Genomic DNA, 17,473 nt, shown 5'->3' on the forward strand with positions numbered 1-17,473 from the left:
CGCACCACATGACTTCCCTCACCGACAACGCTGAGCGCACGTCGACGGGGAATCTCGCAGGGAGCGGGGGCGGCGTGAAAGCGCCGTCCTCGCCCCGGCGGTCCCGCTCCGGCGGACCGTGGCGCACACGCCTCGAGATCGCCGTTCTTGCCGGTCCCGCTCTCATCGTCTTTCTTTCTTTCGTCATGCTGCCCGTGGCAGTTGCGGCCTACTACGGCTTCTTCAGCTGGGGCGGCTACGGGCCCGCGACCGACTTTGTCGGGCTCCGTAATTACGTCGTGATTCTGACCGACCCGGCGTTCCAAGAGGCGCTCTGGCACAACTTCTTGATCGTCATCCTCTCGCTCGTCATCCAGGGCCCCATCGCTATTGCGCTTGCGCTTTTGCTCAACCGCAAGATGCGATTCCAGTCATCCATTCGGGTTTTGATCTTCGTCCCCTACGTCATCTCTGAAGTTGTCGTCGGCACGGGGTGGAGCCTGATGCTCGCCAACAACGGCGCACTCAACGACCTATTGGCGAAACTGGGTCTCAGCGCTTATGCGCAGGATTGGCTCGCAAATCCGGATATTGCGATCTGGACCCTCATGGCGATCATCACCTGGAAGTACATCGGGTTCGCCGTCATCCTCTTTCTCGCAGGTCTTCAGGGCATCCCAGAAGAGCTCTACGAAGCAGCCGCAATCGACGGCGCCTCGTACTGGCAGATCCAGCGCTCGATCACGTTCCCGCTACTCGGGCCCACGGTTCGAATCTGGGCATTCCTGTCGATCATCGGGTCGCTCCAACTCTTCGACCTCGTCTACATCATTTGGGGTCAGTACATTGCGGCCACCGCCGGCACCTCGACGATGGCGACCTACATGGTGGCCACGGGTCGAAACGCCGGAAGCTACGGCTACGGCAACGCCGTCGCCGTCGTGATCTTCCTCATTTCACTCATCATCGCGCTGCTCTATCAGCGCTTCGTGCTGCGCCGCGATACCGAGGGCGCAGTCACGGGAGGTAAACGCTGATGGCTACCGAAGCAATCGTCACTCGCCACATCAAGCCGAGCAAGCGGCGGGTTACGCGCACTCCCCGCCAGCGCACCGGAAGCTTCTTTATCTACTTCCTCGCGATCGTGTTGATCGGGCTCATTCTCGCGCCCGTTGCGTACATCATCATCGGCGGATTTCGCACGAACTCGCAGATCACGCAGGACCCCTCGGGGCTCCCGGCGACGTGGCAGATCGAGAACTACTTCAACGTGTTGTCGAGCGGTGTCTTCTGGCGTGAAGTGCTCAACTCGACGATCGCGGCCGCAGTCACGACGTTCTTTGTCGTCGCCTTCGGGCTGGGAGCCGCGTACGTGCTCGCACGCTATAACTTCCGCGCTCGCGGTGCGCTCTACGCGCTCTTCGCAGCTGGCCTCATGTTTCCGATGACCGTCGCCATCACGCCGCTGTACATCATGGTCCGCTCGCTCGGACTCATGAACTCTCTCGCCGGTGTCATCGTGCCGCAGGTCGCGTTCGCGCTGCCGGTGACGATCATCATCCTGGTGCCGTTCTTGCAGGCGCTCCCGCGAGAGATCGAGGAGGCGGCATTCATCGACGGATGCAGCCGGCTCGGTTTCTTCTGGCGAATGGTCATTCCGCTTGCGGTTCCCGCCGTCATCACCGTGGGAATTCTCGCGTTCATCGCCAGCTGGAACAGCTACATGTTGCCCCTGTTCATCTTGAACGACGAATCCACCTTCACCCTGCCGCTCGGCGTACAGGCGTTCGCGTCGCAGTACTCCGTCGATACCGCAAAGGTGCTCGCCTTCACTTCACTGTCAATGATCCCCGCGCTCGTGTTCTTCAGCCTGTTTGAACGACGCATCGTCGGTGGCTTGACCGGTGCGGTCAAGGGTTGAGCAGTAGCGAAACGGATTGAGAACTGTGTACACGACGACATCCGGTGCGCCCACAGCTTCAGCGCGTGTGCGTGCACTGCTCGAGCAGATGACGCTGGAAGAAAAACTTGCCCAACTTGTGGGGTTCTGGGTAGACCAGGGCGACGAGGTCGTTGCGCCGATGGCCGGAGAAATGGCGACCTCGACCCGCTACGAGGATGCGACCGAGCACGGTCTCGGCCATCTCACCCGCGTCTACGGCACACGGCCCGTTGAGCCGTTGGCCCGCGCGGAGTGGCTCTGGAACGAGCAACGCCGACTCCGACAAGAAACCCGCCTCGGGATTCCGGCACTGGTGCATGAAGAGTGCCTCACGGGACTTGCGGCGTGGAAAGCGGCGACGTTTCCCACACCGCTCGCGTGGGGTGCGGCGTTCAATCCGGAACTGGTCGAGCGCATGGGTAGTGCAATCGGTCGATCGATGCGGGAACTCGGGGTGCATCAGGGGCTTGCCCCGGTGCTCGATGTCATTCGCGACCCGCGTTGGGGACGAGTCGATGAGTGCATCGCCGAAGACCCATACGTCGTCGGCACAATCGGCACCGCGTATGTGCGCGGCCTGCAGGATGCCGGAATCCACGCAACGCTGAAGCACTTTGTCGGGTACTCGGCCTCACAATCCGGTCGCAATCATGCGCCAGTGCACGTCGGCATGCGCGAACTAGACGACGTGCTTTTGCCACCTTTCGAGATGGCGGTTCGTGACGGCGGCGTGCGATCGGTCATGAATTCGTACGCCGAAATCGACGGGATTCCGGTGGCATCAGCGCCGGAATTCCTCACGGGAATCCTGCGCGACCGATGGGGATTCGATGGTGTTGTCGTCGCCGACTACTTCGCTATCGCTTTCTTGCAGACGATGCATCGGGTCGCCGAAGATAAAGGTGCCGCGGCTCACCTTGCACTCTCGGCTGGCATCGATATCGAGCTTCCGAGCGGCGACACGTACGGCGCAGCGCTCGCAGAGCGTGTGCGAGACGGGCGCACCGATGAAGCTCTCGTTGATCGTGCCGTCACTCGTGTGCTCACGCAAAAAGAAGCACTCGGCTTGCTCGATGAAGATCTTTCGACCGCCCCGACATCGATTGACCTCGATGACGCCGAGCATCGCGACATCGCCCGTGAGCTTGCCGAGCAGTCACTCGTGCTGCTCACGAATGACGGCACTCTCCCGCTCGCGGCGGGCAGTGCAGGACCGTCGCGCATTGCTGTGATCGGCCCGAATGCCGACAGCCCCGAAGCGCTGATGGGTTGCTATTCGTTCGCCAATCATGTGCTCGCGCACCATCCGGGAACGCCTCTCGGCTTTGAGATTCCCAGCGTGAGTGAAGCCTTGGCTGCAGAATTCGCTAGCTCCGAAATCTCGACGGCGCGTGGATGCGAAGTAGAGGGCGACGATAGATCCGGGTTTGACGGCGCAACAGCCGTTGCGCGCGATGCGGACATCGCCATCGTTGTCGTGGGTGACCGCGCCGGGCTGTTTGGGCGTGGCACGGTCGGCGAGGGCAACGACGTGGAATCCCTGGAGCTACCCGGGGTTCAGCGCGAGTTGGTCGAACAGATCATTGCGAGCGGCACGCCCGTCGTGCTCGTCGTACTCTCGGGCCGCCCGTATGCGCTCGACTGGGCGCTGTCCGGTGCTTCCGCACCCGCAGCTGTGCTCCAGGCATTCTTTCCCGGCGAAGAAGGCGGTCCGGCTCTCGCTCGGGTATTGAGCGGAGCGGTCGCACCATCGGGCCACCTGCCTGTCTCGCTCCCACGCTCAGCAGGAGCTCAGCCCTACAGCTACCTGCATCCGTTCCTTGGCGGGCCGAACGAGATCACGAGCGCCGACAGCACGCCGGCGCTGCCGTTCGGCCACGGCCTGAGCTACACCACGTTTACTCACAGCGACCTGACCACCGGGGCCGAAACAAGCACAGGCAGCGTGTTCACTGTCGAGGTGACAGTGAAGAACACCGGCACACGATCGGGCACCGAGCTCGTGCAGCTGTACGGGCAAGACATCGTCGCGAGCGTGACACGTCCAGTGGCGCAGCTCATCGCCTACAGCCGCGTGGATCTCACGCCGCGCGAGCACGCACGGGTGAGGTTCGAAGTGCCAACCGCTCGGATGTCGTTGACCAACCGTCGCGGCGAGCGCATCGTGGAACCGGGTGAAATCGAGCTCTGGGTTGGTTCGTCATGCGCAGAGAGAGCAACGAGCACGCGGGTGACCTTCACGGGCCCAGATCACCATGTCACGGGCGATGACCCACGACTCGTCCACGTAACGGTCCAGAGTCCGGAGGTCTCACTTCACTGACCACAGCGATCTCGCCGCAGCTTCGGAGCAGTGGGTCTAGCAGTGTTCGAAGACGTAGTCGCTGCTATCTGGGGTCACCAGGTCTCGATCGCGCAAGATGGTGCGCGCAGGTGTTGCGACGCGTGAGCACACGTCGGCGAACGTCCCACGAAGATCGTCGGTGTATTCGATATCGAAGACCTGGTCACCGTATGCCTTCGTGAACTCATCGCACTCGTCGAACAGGTCACACTCTTCGACGGTGACAAAGTCGAACCCGATGTCGTTCTTGCCCTCGGCTGTCATCTCGGCCGAGTTCTTCTGGGACGCAGCCAGGCCCTCACCGTGTGTCGTGTCGACGAGCAGAACGGCGAATGCCACGGCATCCGCTTCGGTCAGAGCACCGTCTGATCGCGTCCACGAGTCGAGATTGTCGAACTCGACAGCCTGGAAGCCGCTCTTCGCGCAGCGCTCGATGACCGTGCTTTGCTTCGCGGCCGCCTCAGCGCGTTTTTCAGGCGTTGAGATATCGAGCAGGTACTCAGCTGGCCATGCCGGATCAGCCACCCGTGTGCCGTCGGCTTCGTGAAGAATCAGCGCCTCGGGCCACGCTTCGTCCGGCTGCGTCTGAAACCCATTCACATAGCAAATGGAATACAGTCCCTCGGCCGGCTCATCAGTGCTGTCCCGAGTGACGACCGTCACGTCATCGCCCGGTTCGTAGCCGCCCCCGAGTTGGTAGTCGAACACGCCATCCGATGGCGGCGGGGCGATCTCGGTTGCCGTGGAGCATCCAGAGATGAGTAGTACGAGAGCGAGAGCTCCGGCACTCGTAACTTTTCCGCAAATGCCGCGCACACTCCGAGTCTAAAGAAGCCACCGTCTCGGTGTCGTTGCGGGCACTGCGAATATCGCAGCTGTTGCAGATACTATTTCAGGCGTAGTATGTTTGAGACAGTAACCACCGAAGAAGGGCGAGCAATGGCGATCAGCGCCGATGCGATTCGCGGCTACATTGACGTTCTTGTGTTGTCGCTCCTGCGCGCGAACCCGTCTTACGCCTACGAACTAGCACAGCGCATCACCGCAATCAGCGGTGATGCGTACGCCATCAAACAGACCACCCTCTATTCGGCCGTGAAACGCCTAGAGAGCAGTGGACTCGTCAGCTCGTCCGCCGGAGTATCCCCCTCAGGAAAACCTCGCACCTACTACAGCATCACCGACGCTGGCCTCATCCATTTCGACGTCAAAGTCGAGGAGTGGCGCAATACGAAGTCCGTCGTCGACAGATTCATCAACGGAACCATCGAAGGAGGTACTCCGTGAACGTCATCATCACGTACCTGGACACCATGTTCAGCACGTACCCGCAAACTCCACGACTACTTGAGGCCAAGGCCGAACTGAAAGACATGATGGAGGACGCCTATTCGAGTCTCATCGCCGACGGTCGTTCCGAAAATGAGGCTGTCGGGCAGGTAATTCGCGATTTCGGCAACCTTGAAGAGGTCGCGCCGGTGCTCGGCATCACATCCGATATTGCCCATGATTCAGCAACGGTTGCTGCCAAAGACATTCCAGAGCACGCGCCGATCACACTCGAAGAGGCAGAGGGTTACGCAGACGTGCAGCAGCATGTTCGCTTTAGAGTGAGCACCGCCGTCATCCTGTTCGTCATGTCCCCGGCGATGCTGATCCTGCTGCCGGTCGCCGCGCAATACGGATTTCTTCCGTTCACTGATGGCATCGCGTCGCTCGTCGGGCTCGTGGCGCTATTTGCTCTCATCACCACCGGAGTGGTGATCATCCTCGCGACGTCTCGCGAAACAGCACGCTACGAACGCATCCCAGAAGGTCGATTCTCCACCAACCCGGCCGTGACGCACTGGGCCGAGGCGCTCGCCATGCAGCACGAACGCGGACGCATCCGCGCGCTCCAGATCGCGATCGCGTTCTGGATTCTCGCTCCTATTCCACTCATCGGACTTGCACTGCTCACGGAAGACTCACCCCAAAATGGCTTCTGGAGCGTGATCGGTGTCGTGCTCGTGCTCGCCTTCGTCGCAACAGGACTCGGAGTCTTCCTCCCGCGGTCATGGGCGAAGAACGTCGCAGAAGAGCTCGGGCGTGGCGCCGGCCATCGTCAGAACTTTGGAGTGCGCAAGGATGGCGAGCGCAGCATCGTCGGAGTAATCGGCGCCTTCTACTGGCCGCTACTCACGGCTGTCTTTCTCGCGTGGAGCTTCATCGGCAATGCGTGGGGAATCTCCTGGGTCATCTGGCCGATCGGAGCCGTGCTCTTTGGAGCAATCGCGGGCGGCACCAGCGCGCTCGAGAGTTACCGCAGAGCCCGACCTCAGTAGGCAGCCGCCTTCTTTACGAGGGTGCGCAGTTGGCTTTCTACGGCATCTGTCATCTCGATCACGGCGAAAGCCACGGGCCACATCGCACCGTGGTCGAGGTCCGCGTCTTCAGTGAAGCCGATCGAGCCATACCGCGTATTGAACTTGGACGCGGGTTGGAAGAACACGATGTTCTTGCCGTCTTTCGCATAGGTCGGAAATCCATACCAGGTCTTCGGGTCAAGGCCGGGCGCTTCCTCTGCCACAATCATGTGAAGGCGCTCCGCGATGACGCGATCTGTGCCTTCGAGTCCCTCGATCACCTCGAGGCATGCTTCGAACTCTTTGGCCTTCTTCGCGGAGCCTTTGACACCCTTCATCGCTTTGAGTTCCTCGGCGCGCTGCTTCATCGCCTCGCGCTCAGAATCGCTGAATCCACCCTCGGTTGCGCTCATCTCGGTTTCCTTCGGTCGCTCGCGCCAGCCCGCTACGCAGAGCCAACATTATTGCCTCCCAGGCTCTCGCAACAGACACCGAGGGGGGTTATGCGCCCGCGAGCCGCCGCCACTGGACTTCGGTCGTAAGTGGCACAGGCTCCGGACGCTCGGGCGCTGTGGACACACGGCGCCGCTCCCCTGTTTCCGCAGATTCGAGAAGCAAAGTCATCACTTCGAGGGTGTGCAGCGCAAGCTCGCCGCTCGCTCGTCGCGCGGGTGATTCCCCCGCGGCAAAATCGAGCAGCCCGACGCCGCGCGAACCGTGCTCGTAGCCCGCCGATACCGGAACAAGCTGCCATCCATCGCCGTGTGAAAGACGCACATCTCCATCGAAGTAGTTGGGATCTGGCACCGACAGCGAACCGGCTTCACCGTGCACCTCTATCGGCTTCGCCTCTGATGCGTGCGCGTCAAAGCTGAACGTGACAGTTGAGAGCGCGCCATCGGCGTGCGTCAGCACACCGGTGACATGCGTCGCCACGTCGACGTCGAATGTCTCGCCCTCACGTGGACCAGAGCCGATCGTGCGCACCGACCGCGTGCGGGAGCCCGCGCCCTGTACAGCGACGACCGGCCCGAGCATGTGCACGAGCGCCGAAAGGTAGTACGGTCCCATGTCGAAGAGCGGACCGCCCCCGGGCAAGTAGTAGAAGTCAGGGTTCGGATGCCACGACTCGTGTCCCGCAGAGACGAACGCGGCGGTCGCGGCCACCGGTCGCCCGATGTGTCCGGCATCGATCGCGGCACGCGCCGTCTGCACCCCCGTTCCGAGCACGGTGTCGGGTGCGCAGCCGACGTGCACCCCCGCAGCATCCGCGCTGGCCATCACGGTGCGCGCATCACCGAATACCGCTGTCAGCGGCTTTTCGCCGTACACGTTCTTTCCGTGCGAGATAGCTCCGTGCGCAATCTCTGCGTGCGCTGCCGGAATCGTGAGATTCAAGACCGTGTCGACCTCGGGGTCGGCAAGAAGCTCCGGCACTGAGAGCGCCCGGGCCCCCGGCACTGTTTCGGCGATCGTGCGCGCTCGCTCCGCATCAAGATCTGCGACCGCCACGATGCGCACATCCGGGTGACCGACAAGAGTGTCGAGGTAGGCGCGCGAGATAACCCCGAGGCCCACGATTCCTACGCCGTGCGGGTGGCCCACAGCATCCCTCTTTCCACGATGGTTCGTACGTTGTCGTCGCGCAGCACATCGGGGCTGTGCCCGGGGGTTGCGACAAACACTCGGCCCTGACCCCAGTCGCGCGTCCATACCGCTGGCGACACGATCGGACGATGCCACGGGTGATACGGCTGGACCGGATGGGTCGTGGTTGCCAGCACGTCAATGAGACTGTCGTGCAGAACCCAGTACTGCTCGGTGTGCAGTGAGAAGTCAGTGAGACCGGCTGTGATTTCATGCTCACGGCCCAGGTCTGTCATCTCGATCGCGTAAGTGAGAAAGTTATCGCTCTCATCGCCGTGCCGACGGTCGGGGTGAGCCGCAGGATGGGTCGCGAACTGTCCGCCGATGAGCTGAAGGTAGTCGGAGCTGTTGCGGAAAGAATCGGCTATGCCACCGTGCCATCCGGCGAGCCCAGTTCCCGCGGCGACCGCGGCGCGAAGACCCGCGACAGCGTCGGCGGAAGCTTCTGACATCGTCACCGATTGCACGATCAGATCGATTGCCTTCATACGCTCGACGTCGGCGTACACCTCGGGAGATTCTTCGATCGAAACGTCGTAATCATGAGCCGTCAGAAACGGAATGAAGAGTTCGGTCGCCTCGACCGGGTGGTGCCCATCCCAGCCGCCGCGCACGACGAGTGCGGTTTTACTCATGAGTTACTGCCTTCTACGAGAGTGAATCTGCTGTCGTCCGCCGCGCTTTTTTCGACAGCGGCAAGCACACGCTGCACGGCGAGCGCGTCGTCAAAAGTGGGTTCGGTTTCGGCCTCGCCCGCCACGGCGCGCACGAAGTCAACAGCCTGGTGGGTGAAGAGATGCTCGTATCCCAGCCCATGACCGACCGGCCACCATGCACCGGCGTACGGGTGATCGGAGTCGGTCACCTGGATACGACGAAAGCCCTGCTCGGAATTCGGAAGAGTGGCATCGAAGAACTCGAGCTCGTTCATTCGCTCGAAGTCGAAAGCGATAGCACCGCGCTCGCCGTTGATCTCGATGCGATTGGCGTTTCGCCTACCCGTCGCCATGCGAGTCGCCTCGAACACACCGAGCGCGCCTGCACGAAACCGCGCGGTAAAGGCCGCAGCATCGTCGACGGTGACCGGCATCCGTTCGGCATCCGCTACCGCGATGCCGCCAAGGCCCTGCTGTGATTCCATGACGGGTCGGGATGCTACAAACGTCTGCAGTGTCGCCGAAACCCCCGCGATCTCATCTCCCACCAGCCACTGCGCCGTGTCGATGCTGTGAGCACCGATGTCGCCGAGTGCCCCGGAGCCCGCCCGGTCACGGTCCAACCGCCACGTATAAGGGGCAGCGGGATCGCTGAGCCAGTCTTGCAAGTATTGCGCGCGCACATGCCGGATCCGGCCGAGTCGGCCCTCTCGGATCAATTCGCGGGCGAAGGCAAGTGCGGGAGTGCGGCGATAGCTGAAACCGCACATCGCGACAGCATCCGAGTCGGTGGCGGCAGCCGCCATCGCTTCAGCTTCGGCGAGGCTATTGGCGAGCGGCTTTTCGCAAAGCACGTGCTTGCCTGCGGCCAGAGCCGCGATCGCGATATCGGCGTGAGTGTCCCCCGGCGTGCAGATATCGATCACGTCGATGTCGTCTCTCGCAATAACATCGCGCCAGTTCGTGCTGTGTTCCTGCCAGCCGAGCTCGGTCGCCGCGCGCGCCGTGGCGGCAGCAGTCCGCCCCACGAGTGTCACCAACTCGATGTCGCGCGGGAGATCGAAAAAGCGCGGGGCCGTTCGCCACGCGTGCGAGTGCATGCGCCCCATGAAACCGGTTCCGATCATGGCAATCCGCAATGGTGTCGTTGTCACTACCGTGGCCTCCTCGCCGCTCGATTGACAATCTCACGCGCATCGACACAGCGCGACTTTTTTGCGCAAAACTTAAGGGGTGAGTACTCCGATCCGCATAACGCTCGCGCGCGTAGCCGAAGCGTCGGGTGTCAGTATTGCCACAGCGTCCCGGGCGCTCGCGGGACGAGGCGACCTCGCCCCAGCCACGCGAACAAGAGTTCTGACGAAAGCGCGTGACCTCGGCTATGCACGCACGCCGCGCGCTGGTGGGCGCCCACCCGCCGCAGCCCGTCTTTTCGACCTCGTGCTCGGCAGCTTTCATCATGCTTACGCCGATGAAGTCACCGCTGGCGCACGTAGCGCGGCCGCTCGCCACGGTTACGATCTCGTACTCACTGAAGAACGCGACACAGCCGATGATGACTGGCCGGTCCGCATCCGGCGGCGGGGATCGGCAGGTGTCGTTCTCGGCATAATGGTGCCGACAGCTTCACAACGCGCGACACTGACGAATGCCGGCATCCCGATGATCGTCGTCGATCCGCGCGCCGAGGCGACCCTCCCCCTTGCACACGTTCAGACGACGGACGAGGTCGGCGCTGCAGATGCAGCAACTCACCTCGCGGCCACCGGCGCAACACGATTTTTGATCGTCGGCGGCAACCCGCCCTACCGTTTTGGCCGGGCGCGCGTAAGCGGATTCATGGAGCAGATTCAACGCGAACGGCCAGGCGCTCGCGTCGATACCGTCACGGCGAGCTGGGGCGCGGCTGCCGCGAAGGACGCCACCATCAAGTTGATGCGAGACCTCACACCCGGAGAGAGGCTCGGCGTTTTCGCCTGCTCGGATGACATGGCCGCCGGAGTCTACGCCGCGGCGGGAGTGGCGGGCCGGAGAATTCCAGACGATGTTCTAGTTGTCGGCTTCGACGACCTACGCGAATCGCGCTGGCTTGCACCGTCGCTCACCACTGTGCGCCAGCCCATTCGCGAGATGGCGGCAAGCGCCGTTGATCATCTCGCGGATGCTGCCGCGGGTAACGCGCTGACAGCAACGTCGATCACACTCGCGACGCGTCTCATAGTGCGCGACTCTACGGGCGAGAGTTCGACACGGTCGTAGCGCGGTCGCCGGGCAAAAGCTCGCCATCAACGACGTCAATACGGGGTACCGATGCGAAAAGCGCATCGTTCGTCGAGGGTTCCGGCGTGCTCTCCGGAACAGGGCGAGGATCCATAGCCGCCTCCTTAGGGTTCTTCTACTCTGGTGCGCCTGCGCCTGAATCGCATCCCCCTTGACACTCGTCGGAAAATAGCGAACCGGATATCGTGGCGGTGTGGGAACGATCTATTACGGCGGGTCAGAAGCACCAATACACATTGAGGACAGAGCGCTCGCGCACCTCAAGGTGGTGATTGCAACGAAACTGCGGCGAGGCGAAAGCTTCACCGTCTCGTGGCGTCATCCCGACGAAGACGAGAACGGCCGCAGCACGATTTGGCTGCACCCCTCGATCCCCATGCGTTATGTATTCGACGACCCAGAACCGGCCGCGTTGAGTCGCGAATGGATCGAGGAGCTCTCCGCGTCAGCGAATTCGTCGGGTGGCATCATGCTCGTTTCCGAACACTTCGAGACCGACGACGGGAACACCACGCCGCGAGGCGAGTGAGTTCAGCCCGTTGTCGGCGTCGGGTCGTCGGCCGGCTCAGGCGTGAGTGAGAGACCATTGGGCCCGGACGCCGCGAGCATGAGATCTTCAACCCACGCACGGTTGATCTGCGGCGTGCGGCTGCCGTAGAAGTGGAACTGAATTGGCACGCTCGGCGCCATCCAGTAGCTTCGCCGCCCACTGCCGTCGCCGACTTCGACGTCGAACATGAACGACTCTGAACGGCGCAATTTGTTCATCACCACGATGCGCAAATGTGCAAGCGTGCGGTCATCGATGTCGACAGAGTTCGATGTTGTGTCGTAGATGAATCGGCCCATAATCATGAGTGTATCCGGCGCCAAAAATCCGTTCGCACTGCTGCGGTTTTTGACGACTATGGTTAGCACCATGGGCACGATTTATTACGGCGGAAGCGCAACGCCGATCCACATTGAGGATCGCGCACTTGCGCACCTGAAGGTCATCATTGCGACCAAACTTCGCCGCGGCGAGAGCTTTACGCTCTCATGGCGCCACCCCGACGATCAGCCGCGGGGGCGCAGCACGATTTGGCTCCAAGAGTCCATTCCGCTTCGCTTTGTTTTCGACGACCCCGAACCCACGATGCTGAGTCCCGAGTGGATGGAAGAGCTCGCAAATTCGGCGAATTCCTCTGGCGGCATCATGCTCGTCGCCGAACATTTCGACAATGCTCCGAACTCTCCGCTCGCTGACGCCGCCGAGAGTCGGTAGATTCGCCTCAGCTAAGGAGAGGTGCGCATGGCGGTTTTTTCGCGTGGGTTTGGTGGACGACGTCGTGAATCCGACGAGAGTCTTCCGCCGGGTCAGTATCTGACCGAAGATTTCCCGGTGCTATCTGCGGGTCCGACGCCTCGCATCGATACCTCCGAGTGGAACTTCACGATCGTTTCGGAAAGTGGCGACCGCTCGACGTGGTCATGGGACGAGATGCTCGCCCTGGGCATCGAAGACGTGCACACCGACATCCACTGCGTAACGCGATGGTCGAAGCTCGCCACGAACTGGCGCGGAGTTTCGCTCGACAAACTCTTCGCTGGTGTCGATACGAGTGAGGCGTACGTCATGGCGCACTCCTATGGCGGATACACCACGAATGTGCCTCTCGAAGACCTCCTCGAGGGGAAAGCCTGGATCGCCACCGAGTTCGAGGGCGAACCACTCGACCCCGAGCATGGCGGACCCGCACGACTTCTCGTGCCGCACCTCTACTTCTGGAAGTCAGCGAAATGGGTCCGCGGCCTCACTATGCAGTCCACCGATGAACCAGGGTTCTGGGAACAGAACGGCTACAACATGTACGGGGACCCCTGGAAAGAAGAGCGCTACTGGTGAGCGGCGGCGTTTCCGGCTGGCTTCACGGCCGGCTCGAACGGGAAGAGCGTGTCAATGATCACGCACGGATCCTGTTTCTTCGAGTGCCGGGATGGCCCGGCAATCTCCCGGGCCAGCACCTTGATCTGCGCTTGACCGCAGAAGACGGCTATCAGGCGGCACGGTCTTATTCGTTGGCCTCCTACGGCGAGAGCGACCTGGTCGAAATTGCCGTCGATGAGTTACCCGATGGCGAAGTGTCGCCCTACCTCGTCGAAGACATGATGGTTGGCGACGAACTCGAAATACGCGGGCCCCTCGGCGCCTATTTCGTGTGGACCCCGGCACAGACCGAGCCGGTGCAGTTGATCGCCGGCGGCTCAGGCATTGTGCCACTCGTGTCTATCGCGCGTGCGCACGCAGCGTCCGAAAGTTCAGCACCCATGAGGCTGCTGTACTCGGTGCGTGGACCCGCAGATGCGTTCTACGCGCAAGAGCTTGCTCAGCTCGCGAACTCGAATTTCGCTCTCGACTGGGTGTACACCCGCACGGTACCTGCAGGATGGCCGCGCCCCGCGGGTCGGCTCGATGCTGCCACAGCCGCGGCATCCGTCATCTCATCGGCTGACGATCCGCTCGTGTACATCTGCGGACCCACCGGTTTTGTCGAAGCGACCACGCGTTTGCTGCAGGTGGCCGGGTTCGACGACGGAAGAATCAAAACGGAGCGATTCGGAGGAACATGATGCCTCGATTCCACCCCACGACAGGTGCCGTAGACGTTGGGCGTGTTGATGGCAACGCGGCCAGTGGCGTGCTCACCGAAATTTTCACGGCCGATATGACCCTCGCCCAGGTAACGTGTCGCTTCTGCAACCTCACCGGCACTCTTGCCGAAACGACAGCCGAAATAGATGAGGCCAGCGTCACGCTCATCTGTCGCGGATGCAGCCACACTCTGCTGCGCTGCATGACTACAACGGCTGGGCACGAGTTGTCGTTCCCGGGCCTGGCAGCGCTGACGATCTAGCGCTTCGTAGCACCGGCTCGCAGAGCACGCAATCCCCCGCTTGTGCCGGAGATCCTTACGTATCGTCGATGTTCCCGACGGCGAGAGGAGCCTCATCATGGCAACAGCAACAAAGCCTGCCGCGAAGTCAAAGAACAATCGACGCACAGCGCGCGGGGGTACGGGCGCTGAACTGACCGACAGCCAGAACGCAGAGCGTGGATTCAGCGCTTCAGAAGAGCTCAGCGAGAGCATGCAAAAGGTTTTGGTAGATCTGATCGAACTGTCGCTGCAAGGTAAGCAAGCCCACTGGAACGTGGTCGGCAAAAACTTCCGCGACACGCACCTACAGCTCGACGAAATTATCGATGCTGCACGCGAATTCGGTGACGATGTCGCCGAACGCATGCGAGCATTGCACGCACTCCCCGATGGACGTAGTGATGTCGTCGCCGAGACCACGACGCTGCCCGAGTTCCCCCAGGGCGAGGTCGACACGGCCGAGGTCATCGATTTGATTACGGAGCGCCTCGATGACGTGATCTCGACCATTCGCGAGGTTCACGACGCTGTCGACGAGGAAGACCCGACGAGCGCCGACATTCTGCACGGCGTGCTCGAGCGGCTCGAACAACTGTCATGGATGGTGAGTGCGGAAAACCGCGTTCCCAAGAAGTAAGAAATCAGTCGGCGTGCGCTCGAGCGAGAGTCGCGCCGGCCTGCACGAGCCACCGAGCGGGCTCAGCGAGCGCACTGCGAGCTGAGCCCGCTAGTGCTGTCAGCGAGACAGCCCCCGCGAATCCCGAAGTCGAAGCTCCCGAGTCGATTCGCCCGGCTACGAGGTTGACACGAGTGCCCTCTGCGGCGGCGATCATCGCGACGTGTGCGGGCGCTTTGCCATCGGCAGACTGCCCGTCAAACGAACCCTCACCCGTGACAACGACGGATGCCGCAGCGATCGCCTGCGGCAGGCCGATCAGCCGCGCGACCTCGCCTGCTCCGGGTACGAGTGTCGCGCCCCACACGGCGAGGGCAAACCCGGTGCCGCCGGCGGCGCCAGCACCCGGCGCATCTGGATCGCCGCCGAGGAACTTCGCGAACCGCGCGAGCGCGCGGTCTGCCTCAGCGATCCCTTCAATAAGTCCCTTTTGCGGGCCGAAGACCGCGGCTGCGCCCCTCGACCCGCACAGCGGATTTGTGACATCGCTCAGCACGATAACGCCGCCCGGTGGGAGGGCACGCAGCGCCGTCATATCGGCCTGCGCGACCGCGTTGAGCCCGCGGAGTCCCGGCCGCACCGGCGTATGCGATGCGTCAAAGAACTTCGCGCCAAGGGCCGTGAGCATTCCAGCCCCCGCGTCCGTCGACGCGCTTGAGCCGATACCCAACACGAGTCGCTCGACGCCGTGGTCGAGGGCTGCCGCTATCGCCTGGCCGAATCCGAGGGTCTGCGCATCGAGCGGCAGCAGATTCTCGCCAAGCATCTCAATGCCGGATGTCGAGGCGAGTTCAACGACAGCAGTGCCTCCTTCACTTCCCCCGGGCACCAGTAACCACGATGCACTGGCGACTGCGCCGTCGGGCCCCGTGACTGTGACCGGCATGCGCCGCGCGTGCGGAAGAGCGAGAGCAAAAGCATCAACGGTTCCCTCGCCGCCATCAGCCATCGGCAAGAGCTCAACTGCGTCACCGGGCCGCTCGGTGCTCCACCCGCTCGCGAGTGCTGCTGCGGCATCCGCTGCTGAAATCGAGCCCTTGAAGCTGTCGGGCGCGAAGACGACGCGCGTCACGATCGAGTGGACCTGTTGAGCGCTGCTGCGGCTTGCACAAGCGCCTGGAATGCTGGTGCATCGATCTCTTCACCTGCGCGAACGTCGATCGCCCTCCGGACGTTCGCATCGAGGCTTGCGTTGAAGACATTCTCGGGATCATCAAGCGATGCACCTTTGGCAAACGTGAATTTGACCTTGTCTTTATAGGTCTCACCCGTGCAGATGATTCCCTCAACGCTCCACGTCGCAACGCCGAGCGGATTCGTCGGCTTCTGCCATTTGGTCTCTTCGAGGACACCTGGCTCGGCGTCTTTGATCAGACCACGAACGCGCGCAAGAACGTCGCCGCGCCAGTCTTCTAGCTGATCGATGATGTCATCTACCGTGGGCACTTGGTTATCCAACCTGTCGGATCCGGGTGTGATGCGGTCGTGGCAAACCATACTCTCTGAGGCGAAATTGGCTCGGGAAGGGGATATCGAGAGGAGTAGCTTGTGGGCCATCGCCTGCGACTCAAGTCTTTTTAGAGGGGTTCGAGTATGCCCTAGACCACCTGTCATATGTCGATTTCGCTCGATGGATTTGTTGCCGGCACTCATCAGAGCGTCGAGCATCCGCTCGGTGAGGGCCGGCATCGAGGTGCACACGTGGCACATCGGTGACGAGCGCTCCACTGCCGCTGACGGCATCGACATCGCGGGCGGCGCCGCAACGGTTCGACAGGTGCTCGCCGCCGGAGTTATCGACGAGCTCACGCTCGACATCACTCCGGTGCTTCTCGGGAGCGGCGAGCGAATCTTCGACGGAAATCTCAACTTTGAGTTTGAGCCCGTCGAAGTCCTCAGTTCGCCCTTGGCCACCCACATCAGGTAGCGCAGGTGACGCTGAGAAACAGAGGATGATGGGTGGATGGCCGCTCCCCATCATCCCGGATTGCGAGTCACCGCGGAGCTGACGATTCCAGAACCGGAACTGTCCTGGCGCTTCTCTCGATCGTCGGGCCCGGGCGGGCAGGGTGTCAACACGACCGACTCTCGCGCAGAACTCTTGTGGGATGCGGCGAGTTCACGTTCGCTAACAGAGTGCCAGCGCGAGCGAATCCTTGACCGGCTGAGTGCTCGCCTGGTCGGCGGCGTGCTGACCATTACGGCATCCGAGCACCGTGCACAGCTGCGCAATAGAGATGCCGCGCGCGCTCGGCTCGTGGCTGTTGTGGCCGAAGCGCTACAGCCGCCCGCTCCCAAGCGCCGACCGACCGCACCGAGCAGAGGTGCGAAGCAGCGCCGGGTGACGGCCAATCAGCGCCACACCGAAATCAAGCGGCTGCGCCGACCGCCCACTGACTGACCCCGAGGATGCGGCAGGCCCGAACGCTAGTTTTTGCCGATCTGCGCCTCCAGCGCTGCAATGCGATGCTCGAGGTACTCGATGTAGTCGACGAAGTACGTCGCTTTGGCGTCGAGCCGATCAAGACGCGGACCCGTGATGCTCTGGTCGTAATGCCACGGCGACTTCAGCGGGTGAGCAGCATCGATGGCATCAATCGAACCACGAAATGGGTGCGGGTTTTCAGGCTCATTCGTGCTCGTCATTCGCCCAGCCTAGGCTCTGCCTTTCAGGGCGGAGCTCACTGCG

24 protein-coding genes are annotated in these 17,473 nt (G+C 62.1%); 14 read left to right on the top strand and 10 right to left on the bottom strand.

Going from position 1 to position 17,473, the window contains the following annotated elements; translation table 11 throughout:
* Window positions 1–8 precede the first annotated feature (8 nt).
* The 3 genes from G6N83_RS05205 (at window position 9) to G6N83_RS05215 (ending at window position 4,244) form a co-directional block, all read left to right on the top strand.
* The gene (locus G6N83_RS05205) at window positions 9–1,016 is read left to right on the top strand and encodes a carbohydrate ABC transporter permease (RefSeq protein WP_165140011.1); all 1,008 of its coding nucleotides are present in this window, start codon (window positions 9–11) and stop codon (window positions 1,014–1,016) included.
* Complete coding sequence (locus G6N83_RS05210; RefSeq protein ID WP_165140013.1) at window positions 1,016–1,900, top strand: carbohydrate ABC transporter permease; 885 nt, start codon at window positions 1,016–1,018, stop codon at window positions 1,898–1,900. The genes G6N83_RS05205 and G6N83_RS05210 overlap by 1 nt, the downstream gene beginning before the upstream one ends.
* A gap of 88 nt (window positions 1,901–1,988) precedes the next feature.
* Entirely contained in the window at window positions 1,989–4,244 is a 2,256-nt protein-coding gene (locus G6N83_RS05215; protein ID WP_165143150.1) for a beta-xylosidase/alpha-l-arabinosidase, read from the top strand.
* A gap of 36 nt (window positions 4,245–4,280) precedes the next feature.
* On the opposite strand, the gene G6N83_RS05220 is transcribed toward G6N83_RS05215, so the two are convergent.
* Window positions 4,281–5,081 (bottom strand): endo alpha-1,4 polygalactosaminidase, encoded by an 801-nt coding sequence (locus G6N83_RS05220; RefSeq protein WP_241246293.1) that lies wholly within the window; start codon window positions 5,079–5,081, stop codon window positions 4,281–4,283.
* A gap of 87 nt (window positions 5,082–5,168) precedes the next feature.
* Here G6N83_RS05220 and G6N83_RS05225 point away from each other — a divergent pair, with 87 nt between their 5' ends.
* Both G6N83_RS05225 and G6N83_RS05230 read left to right on the top strand, forming a co-directional pair.
* On the top strand, window positions 5,169–5,552 hold the full coding sequence (locus tag G6N83_RS05225; RefSeq protein WP_241246294.1) for a PadR family transcriptional regulator: 384 nt from the start codon (window positions 5,169–5,171) through the stop codon (window positions 5,550–5,552).
* Window positions 5,549–6,589 carry a permease prefix domain 1-containing protein gene (locus tag G6N83_RS05230; RefSeq protein ID WP_165140015.1) on the top strand — a complete coding sequence of 347 codons (1,041 nt, stop codon included), beginning with the start codon at window positions 5,549–5,551 and terminating at the stop codon, window positions 6,587–6,589. Before G6N83_RS05225 ends, G6N83_RS05230 begins: the two co-directional genes overlap by 4 nt.
* On the opposite strand, the gene G6N83_RS05235 is transcribed toward G6N83_RS05230, so the two are convergent.
* From G6N83_RS05235 to G6N83_RS05250, 4 genes are all read right to left on the bottom strand, one after another.
* Window positions 6,583–7,023 carry an iron chaperone gene (locus G6N83_RS05235; RefSeq protein WP_165140017.1) on the bottom strand — a complete coding sequence of 147 codons (441 nt, stop codon included), beginning with the start codon at window positions 7,021–7,023 and terminating at the stop codon, window positions 6,583–6,585. The genes G6N83_RS05230 and G6N83_RS05235 overlap by 7 nt on opposite strands.
* Before the next feature lie 88 nt (window positions 7,024–7,111).
* Window positions 7,112–8,215, bottom strand: a complete 1,104-nt coding sequence (locus G6N83_RS05240) for a Gfo/Idh/MocA family protein (protein WP_165140019.1) — start codon at window positions 8,213–8,215, stop codon at window positions 7,112–7,114.
* Window positions 8,194–8,892 (bottom strand): ThuA domain-containing protein, encoded by a 699-nt coding sequence (locus G6N83_RS05245; protein WP_165140021.1) that lies wholly within the window; start codon window positions 8,890–8,892, stop codon window positions 8,194–8,196. Before G6N83_RS05245 ends, G6N83_RS05240 begins: the two co-directional genes overlap by 22 nt.
* Window positions 8,889–10,040: a Gfo/Idh/MocA family protein gene (locus tag G6N83_RS05250; protein ID WP_165143156.1), complete on the bottom strand. Its 1,152-nt coding sequence runs from the start codon at window positions 10,038–10,040 to the stop codon at window positions 8,889–8,891. The genes G6N83_RS05245 and G6N83_RS05250 overlap by 4 nt, the downstream gene beginning before the upstream one ends.
* Window positions 10,041–10,146: 106 nt before the next feature.
* On the opposite strand from G6N83_RS05250, the gene G6N83_RS05255 reads away from it, so the two are divergent.
* A complete protein-coding gene (locus G6N83_RS05255; protein ID WP_241246295.1) occupies window positions 10,147–11,172 on the top strand; it encodes a LacI family DNA-binding transcriptional regulator in 1,026 nt (341 codons plus the stop codon).
* Here G6N83_RS05255 and G6N83_RS05260 read toward each other — a convergent pair.
* Complete coding sequence (locus tag G6N83_RS05260) at window positions 11,144–11,287, bottom strand: hypothetical protein (RefSeq protein WP_165140023.1); 144 nt, start codon at window positions 11,285–11,287, stop codon at window positions 11,144–11,146. The genes G6N83_RS05255 and G6N83_RS05260 overlap by 29 nt on opposite strands.
* Before the next feature lie 99 nt (window positions 11,288–11,386).
* On the opposite strand from G6N83_RS05260, the gene G6N83_RS05265 reads away from it, so the two are divergent.
* Window positions 11,387–11,722, top strand: coding sequence for a DUF7882 family protein (locus G6N83_RS05265; RefSeq protein ID WP_165140025.1), 336 nt, complete (start codon window positions 11,387–11,389; stop codon window positions 11,720–11,722).
* Window positions 11,723–11,724: 2 nt separating this feature from the next.
* On the opposite strand, the gene G6N83_RS05270 is transcribed toward G6N83_RS05265, so the two are convergent.
* Window positions 11,725–12,042: a DUF7882 family protein gene (locus tag G6N83_RS05270; protein ID WP_165140027.1), complete on the bottom strand. Its 318-nt coding sequence runs from the start codon at window positions 12,040–12,042 to the stop codon at window positions 11,725–11,727.
* A 70-nt stretch (window positions 12,043–12,112) separates the two neighbouring features.
* Here G6N83_RS05270 and G6N83_RS05275 point away from each other — a divergent pair, with 70 nt between their 5' ends.
* The 5 genes from G6N83_RS05275 to G6N83_RS05295 all read left to right on the top strand — a co-directional run bounded on the left by G6N83_RS05275 (window position 12,113) and on the right by G6N83_RS05295 (window position 14,745).
* A complete protein-coding gene (locus G6N83_RS05275) occupies window positions 12,113–12,457 on the top strand; it encodes a DUF7882 family protein (RefSeq protein WP_165140029.1) in 345 nt (114 codons plus the stop codon).
* A 27-nt stretch (window positions 12,458–12,484) separates the two neighbouring features.
* Window positions 12,485–13,078: a sulfite oxidase-like oxidoreductase gene (locus G6N83_RS05280; protein WP_165140031.1), complete on the top strand. Its 594-nt coding sequence runs from the start codon at window positions 12,485–12,487 to the stop codon at window positions 13,076–13,078.
* The gene (locus G6N83_RS05285) at window positions 13,075–13,803 is read left to right on the top strand and encodes a ferredoxin reductase (protein ID WP_165140033.1); all 729 of its coding nucleotides are present in this window, start codon (window positions 13,075–13,077) and stop codon (window positions 13,801–13,803) included. The genes G6N83_RS05280 and G6N83_RS05285 overlap by 4 nt, the downstream gene beginning before the upstream one ends.
* A complete protein-coding gene (locus tag G6N83_RS05290; RefSeq protein ID WP_165140035.1) occupies window positions 13,800–14,087 on the top strand; it encodes a DUF6510 family protein in 288 nt (95 codons plus the stop codon). Before G6N83_RS05285 ends, G6N83_RS05290 begins: the two co-directional genes overlap by 4 nt.
* A 97-nt stretch (window positions 14,088–14,184) precedes the next feature.
* Entirely contained in the window at window positions 14,185–14,745 is a 561-nt protein-coding gene (locus G6N83_RS05295; protein WP_165140037.1) for a Dps family protein, read from the top strand.
* Window positions 14,746–14,749: 4 nt separating this feature from the next.
* Here G6N83_RS05295 and G6N83_RS05300 read toward each other — a convergent pair whose 3' ends face one another.
* On the bottom strand, window positions 14,750–15,856 hold the full coding sequence (locus G6N83_RS05300) for a glycerate kinase (protein ID WP_165140039.1): 1,107 nt from the start codon (window positions 15,854–15,856) through the stop codon (window positions 14,750–14,752).
* On the bottom strand, window positions 15,853–16,230 hold the full coding sequence (locus G6N83_RS05305) for a DUF1801 domain-containing protein (RefSeq protein WP_221188174.1): 378 nt from the start codon (window positions 16,228–16,230) through the stop codon (window positions 15,853–15,855). The genes G6N83_RS05300 and G6N83_RS05305 overlap by 4 nt, the downstream gene beginning before the upstream one ends.
* Before the next feature lie 184 nt (window positions 16,231–16,414).
* Between G6N83_RS05305 and G6N83_RS05310 the strand changes: the two genes are divergently transcribed.
* Together G6N83_RS05310 and arfB are read left to right on the top strand one after the other, a co-directional pair.
* Complete coding sequence (locus tag G6N83_RS05310) at window positions 16,415–16,711, top strand: dihydrofolate reductase family protein (RefSeq protein ID WP_241246296.1); 297 nt, start codon at window positions 16,415–16,417, stop codon at window positions 16,709–16,711.
* A 36-nt stretch (window positions 16,712–16,747) separates the two neighbouring features.
* Window positions 16,748–17,185 carry an alternative ribosome rescue aminoacyl-tRNA hydrolase ArfB gene (gene arfB, locus G6N83_RS05315; RefSeq protein ID WP_165140043.1) on the top strand — a complete coding sequence of 146 codons (438 nt, stop codon included), beginning with the start codon at window positions 16,748–16,750 and terminating at the stop codon, window positions 17,183–17,185.
* Window positions 17,186–17,211: 26 nt separating this feature from the next.
* On the opposite strand, the gene G6N83_RS05320 is transcribed toward arfB, so the two are convergent.
* Entirely contained in the window at window positions 17,212–17,430 is a 219-nt protein-coding gene (locus G6N83_RS05320; RefSeq protein ID WP_165140045.1) for a hypothetical protein, read from the bottom strand.
* Between the last annotated feature and the right edge of the window lie 43 nt (window positions 17,431–17,473).

The organism is Microbacterium endophyticum, assembly GCF_011047135.1.
Classification (GTDB): Bacteria; Actinomycetota; Actinomycetes; order Actinomycetales; family Microbacteriaceae; genus Microbacterium; species Microbacterium endophyticum.

What these genes read in the sequence shown, in the direction of transcription:
- G6N83_RS05205 (WP_165140011.1), top strand. Translation starts at nt 9, where the DNA reads ATGACTTCCCTCACCGACAACGCTGAGCGCACGTCGACGGGGAATCTC.
- G6N83_RS05210 (WP_165140013.1), top strand. Translation starts at nt 1,016, where the DNA reads ATGGCTACCGAAGCAATCGTCACTCGCCACATCAAGCCGAGCAAGCGG.
- G6N83_RS05215 (WP_165143150.1), top strand. Translation starts at nt 1,989, where the DNA reads ATGACGCTGGAAGAAAAACTTGCCCAACTTGTGGGGTTCTGGGTAGAC.
- G6N83_RS05225 (WP_241246294.1), top strand. Translation starts at nt 5,169, where the DNA reads ATGTTTGAGACAGTAACCACCGAAGAAGGGCGAGCAATGGCGATCAGC.
- G6N83_RS05235 (WP_165140017.1), bottom strand. Translation starts at nt 7,023, where the DNA reads ATGAGCGCAACCGAGGGTGGATTCAGCGATTCTGAGCGCGAGGCGATG.
- G6N83_RS05245 (WP_165140021.1), bottom strand. Translation starts at nt 8,892, where the DNA reads ATGAGTAAAACCGCACTCGTCGTGCGCGGCGGCTGGGATGGGCACCAC.
- G6N83_RS05250 (WP_165143156.1), bottom strand. Translation starts at nt 10,040, where the DNA reads ATGATCGGAACCGGTTTCATGGGGCGCATGCACTCGCACGCGTGGCGA.
- G6N83_RS05260 (WP_165140023.1), bottom strand. Translation starts at nt 11,287, where the DNA reads ATGGATCCTCGCCCTGTTCCGGAGAGCACGCCGGAACCCTCGACGAAC.
- G6N83_RS05270 (WP_165140027.1), bottom strand. Translation starts at nt 12,042, where the DNA reads ATGGGCCGATTCATCTACGACACAACATCGAACTCTGTCGACATCGAT.
- G6N83_RS05275 (WP_165140029.1), top strand. Translation starts at nt 12,113, where the DNA reads ATGGGCACGATTTATTACGGCGGAAGCGCAACGCCGATCCACATTGAG.
- G6N83_RS05280 (WP_165140031.1), top strand. Translation starts at nt 12,485, where the DNA reads ATGGCGGTTTTTTCGCGTGGGTTTGGTGGACGACGTCGTGAATCCGAC.
- G6N83_RS05290 (WP_165140035.1), top strand. Translation starts at nt 13,800, where the DNA reads ATGATGCCTCGATTCCACCCCACGACAGGTGCCGTAGACGTTGGGCGT.
- G6N83_RS05295 (WP_165140037.1), top strand. Translation starts at nt 14,185, where the DNA reads ATGGCAACAGCAACAAAGCCTGCCGCGAAGTCAAAGAACAATCGACGC.
- G6N83_RS05310 (WP_241246296.1), top strand. Translation starts at nt 16,415, where the DNA reads ATGGATTTGTTGCCGGCACTCATCAGAGCGTCGAGCATCCGCTCGGTG.
- arfB (WP_165140043.1), top strand. Translation starts at nt 16,748, where the DNA reads ATGGCCGCTCCCCATCATCCCGGATTGCGAGTCACCGCGGAGCTGACG.
- G6N83_RS05320 (WP_165140045.1), bottom strand. Translation starts at nt 17,430, where the DNA reads ATGACGAGCACGAATGAGCCTGAAAACCCGCACCCATTTCGTGGTTCG.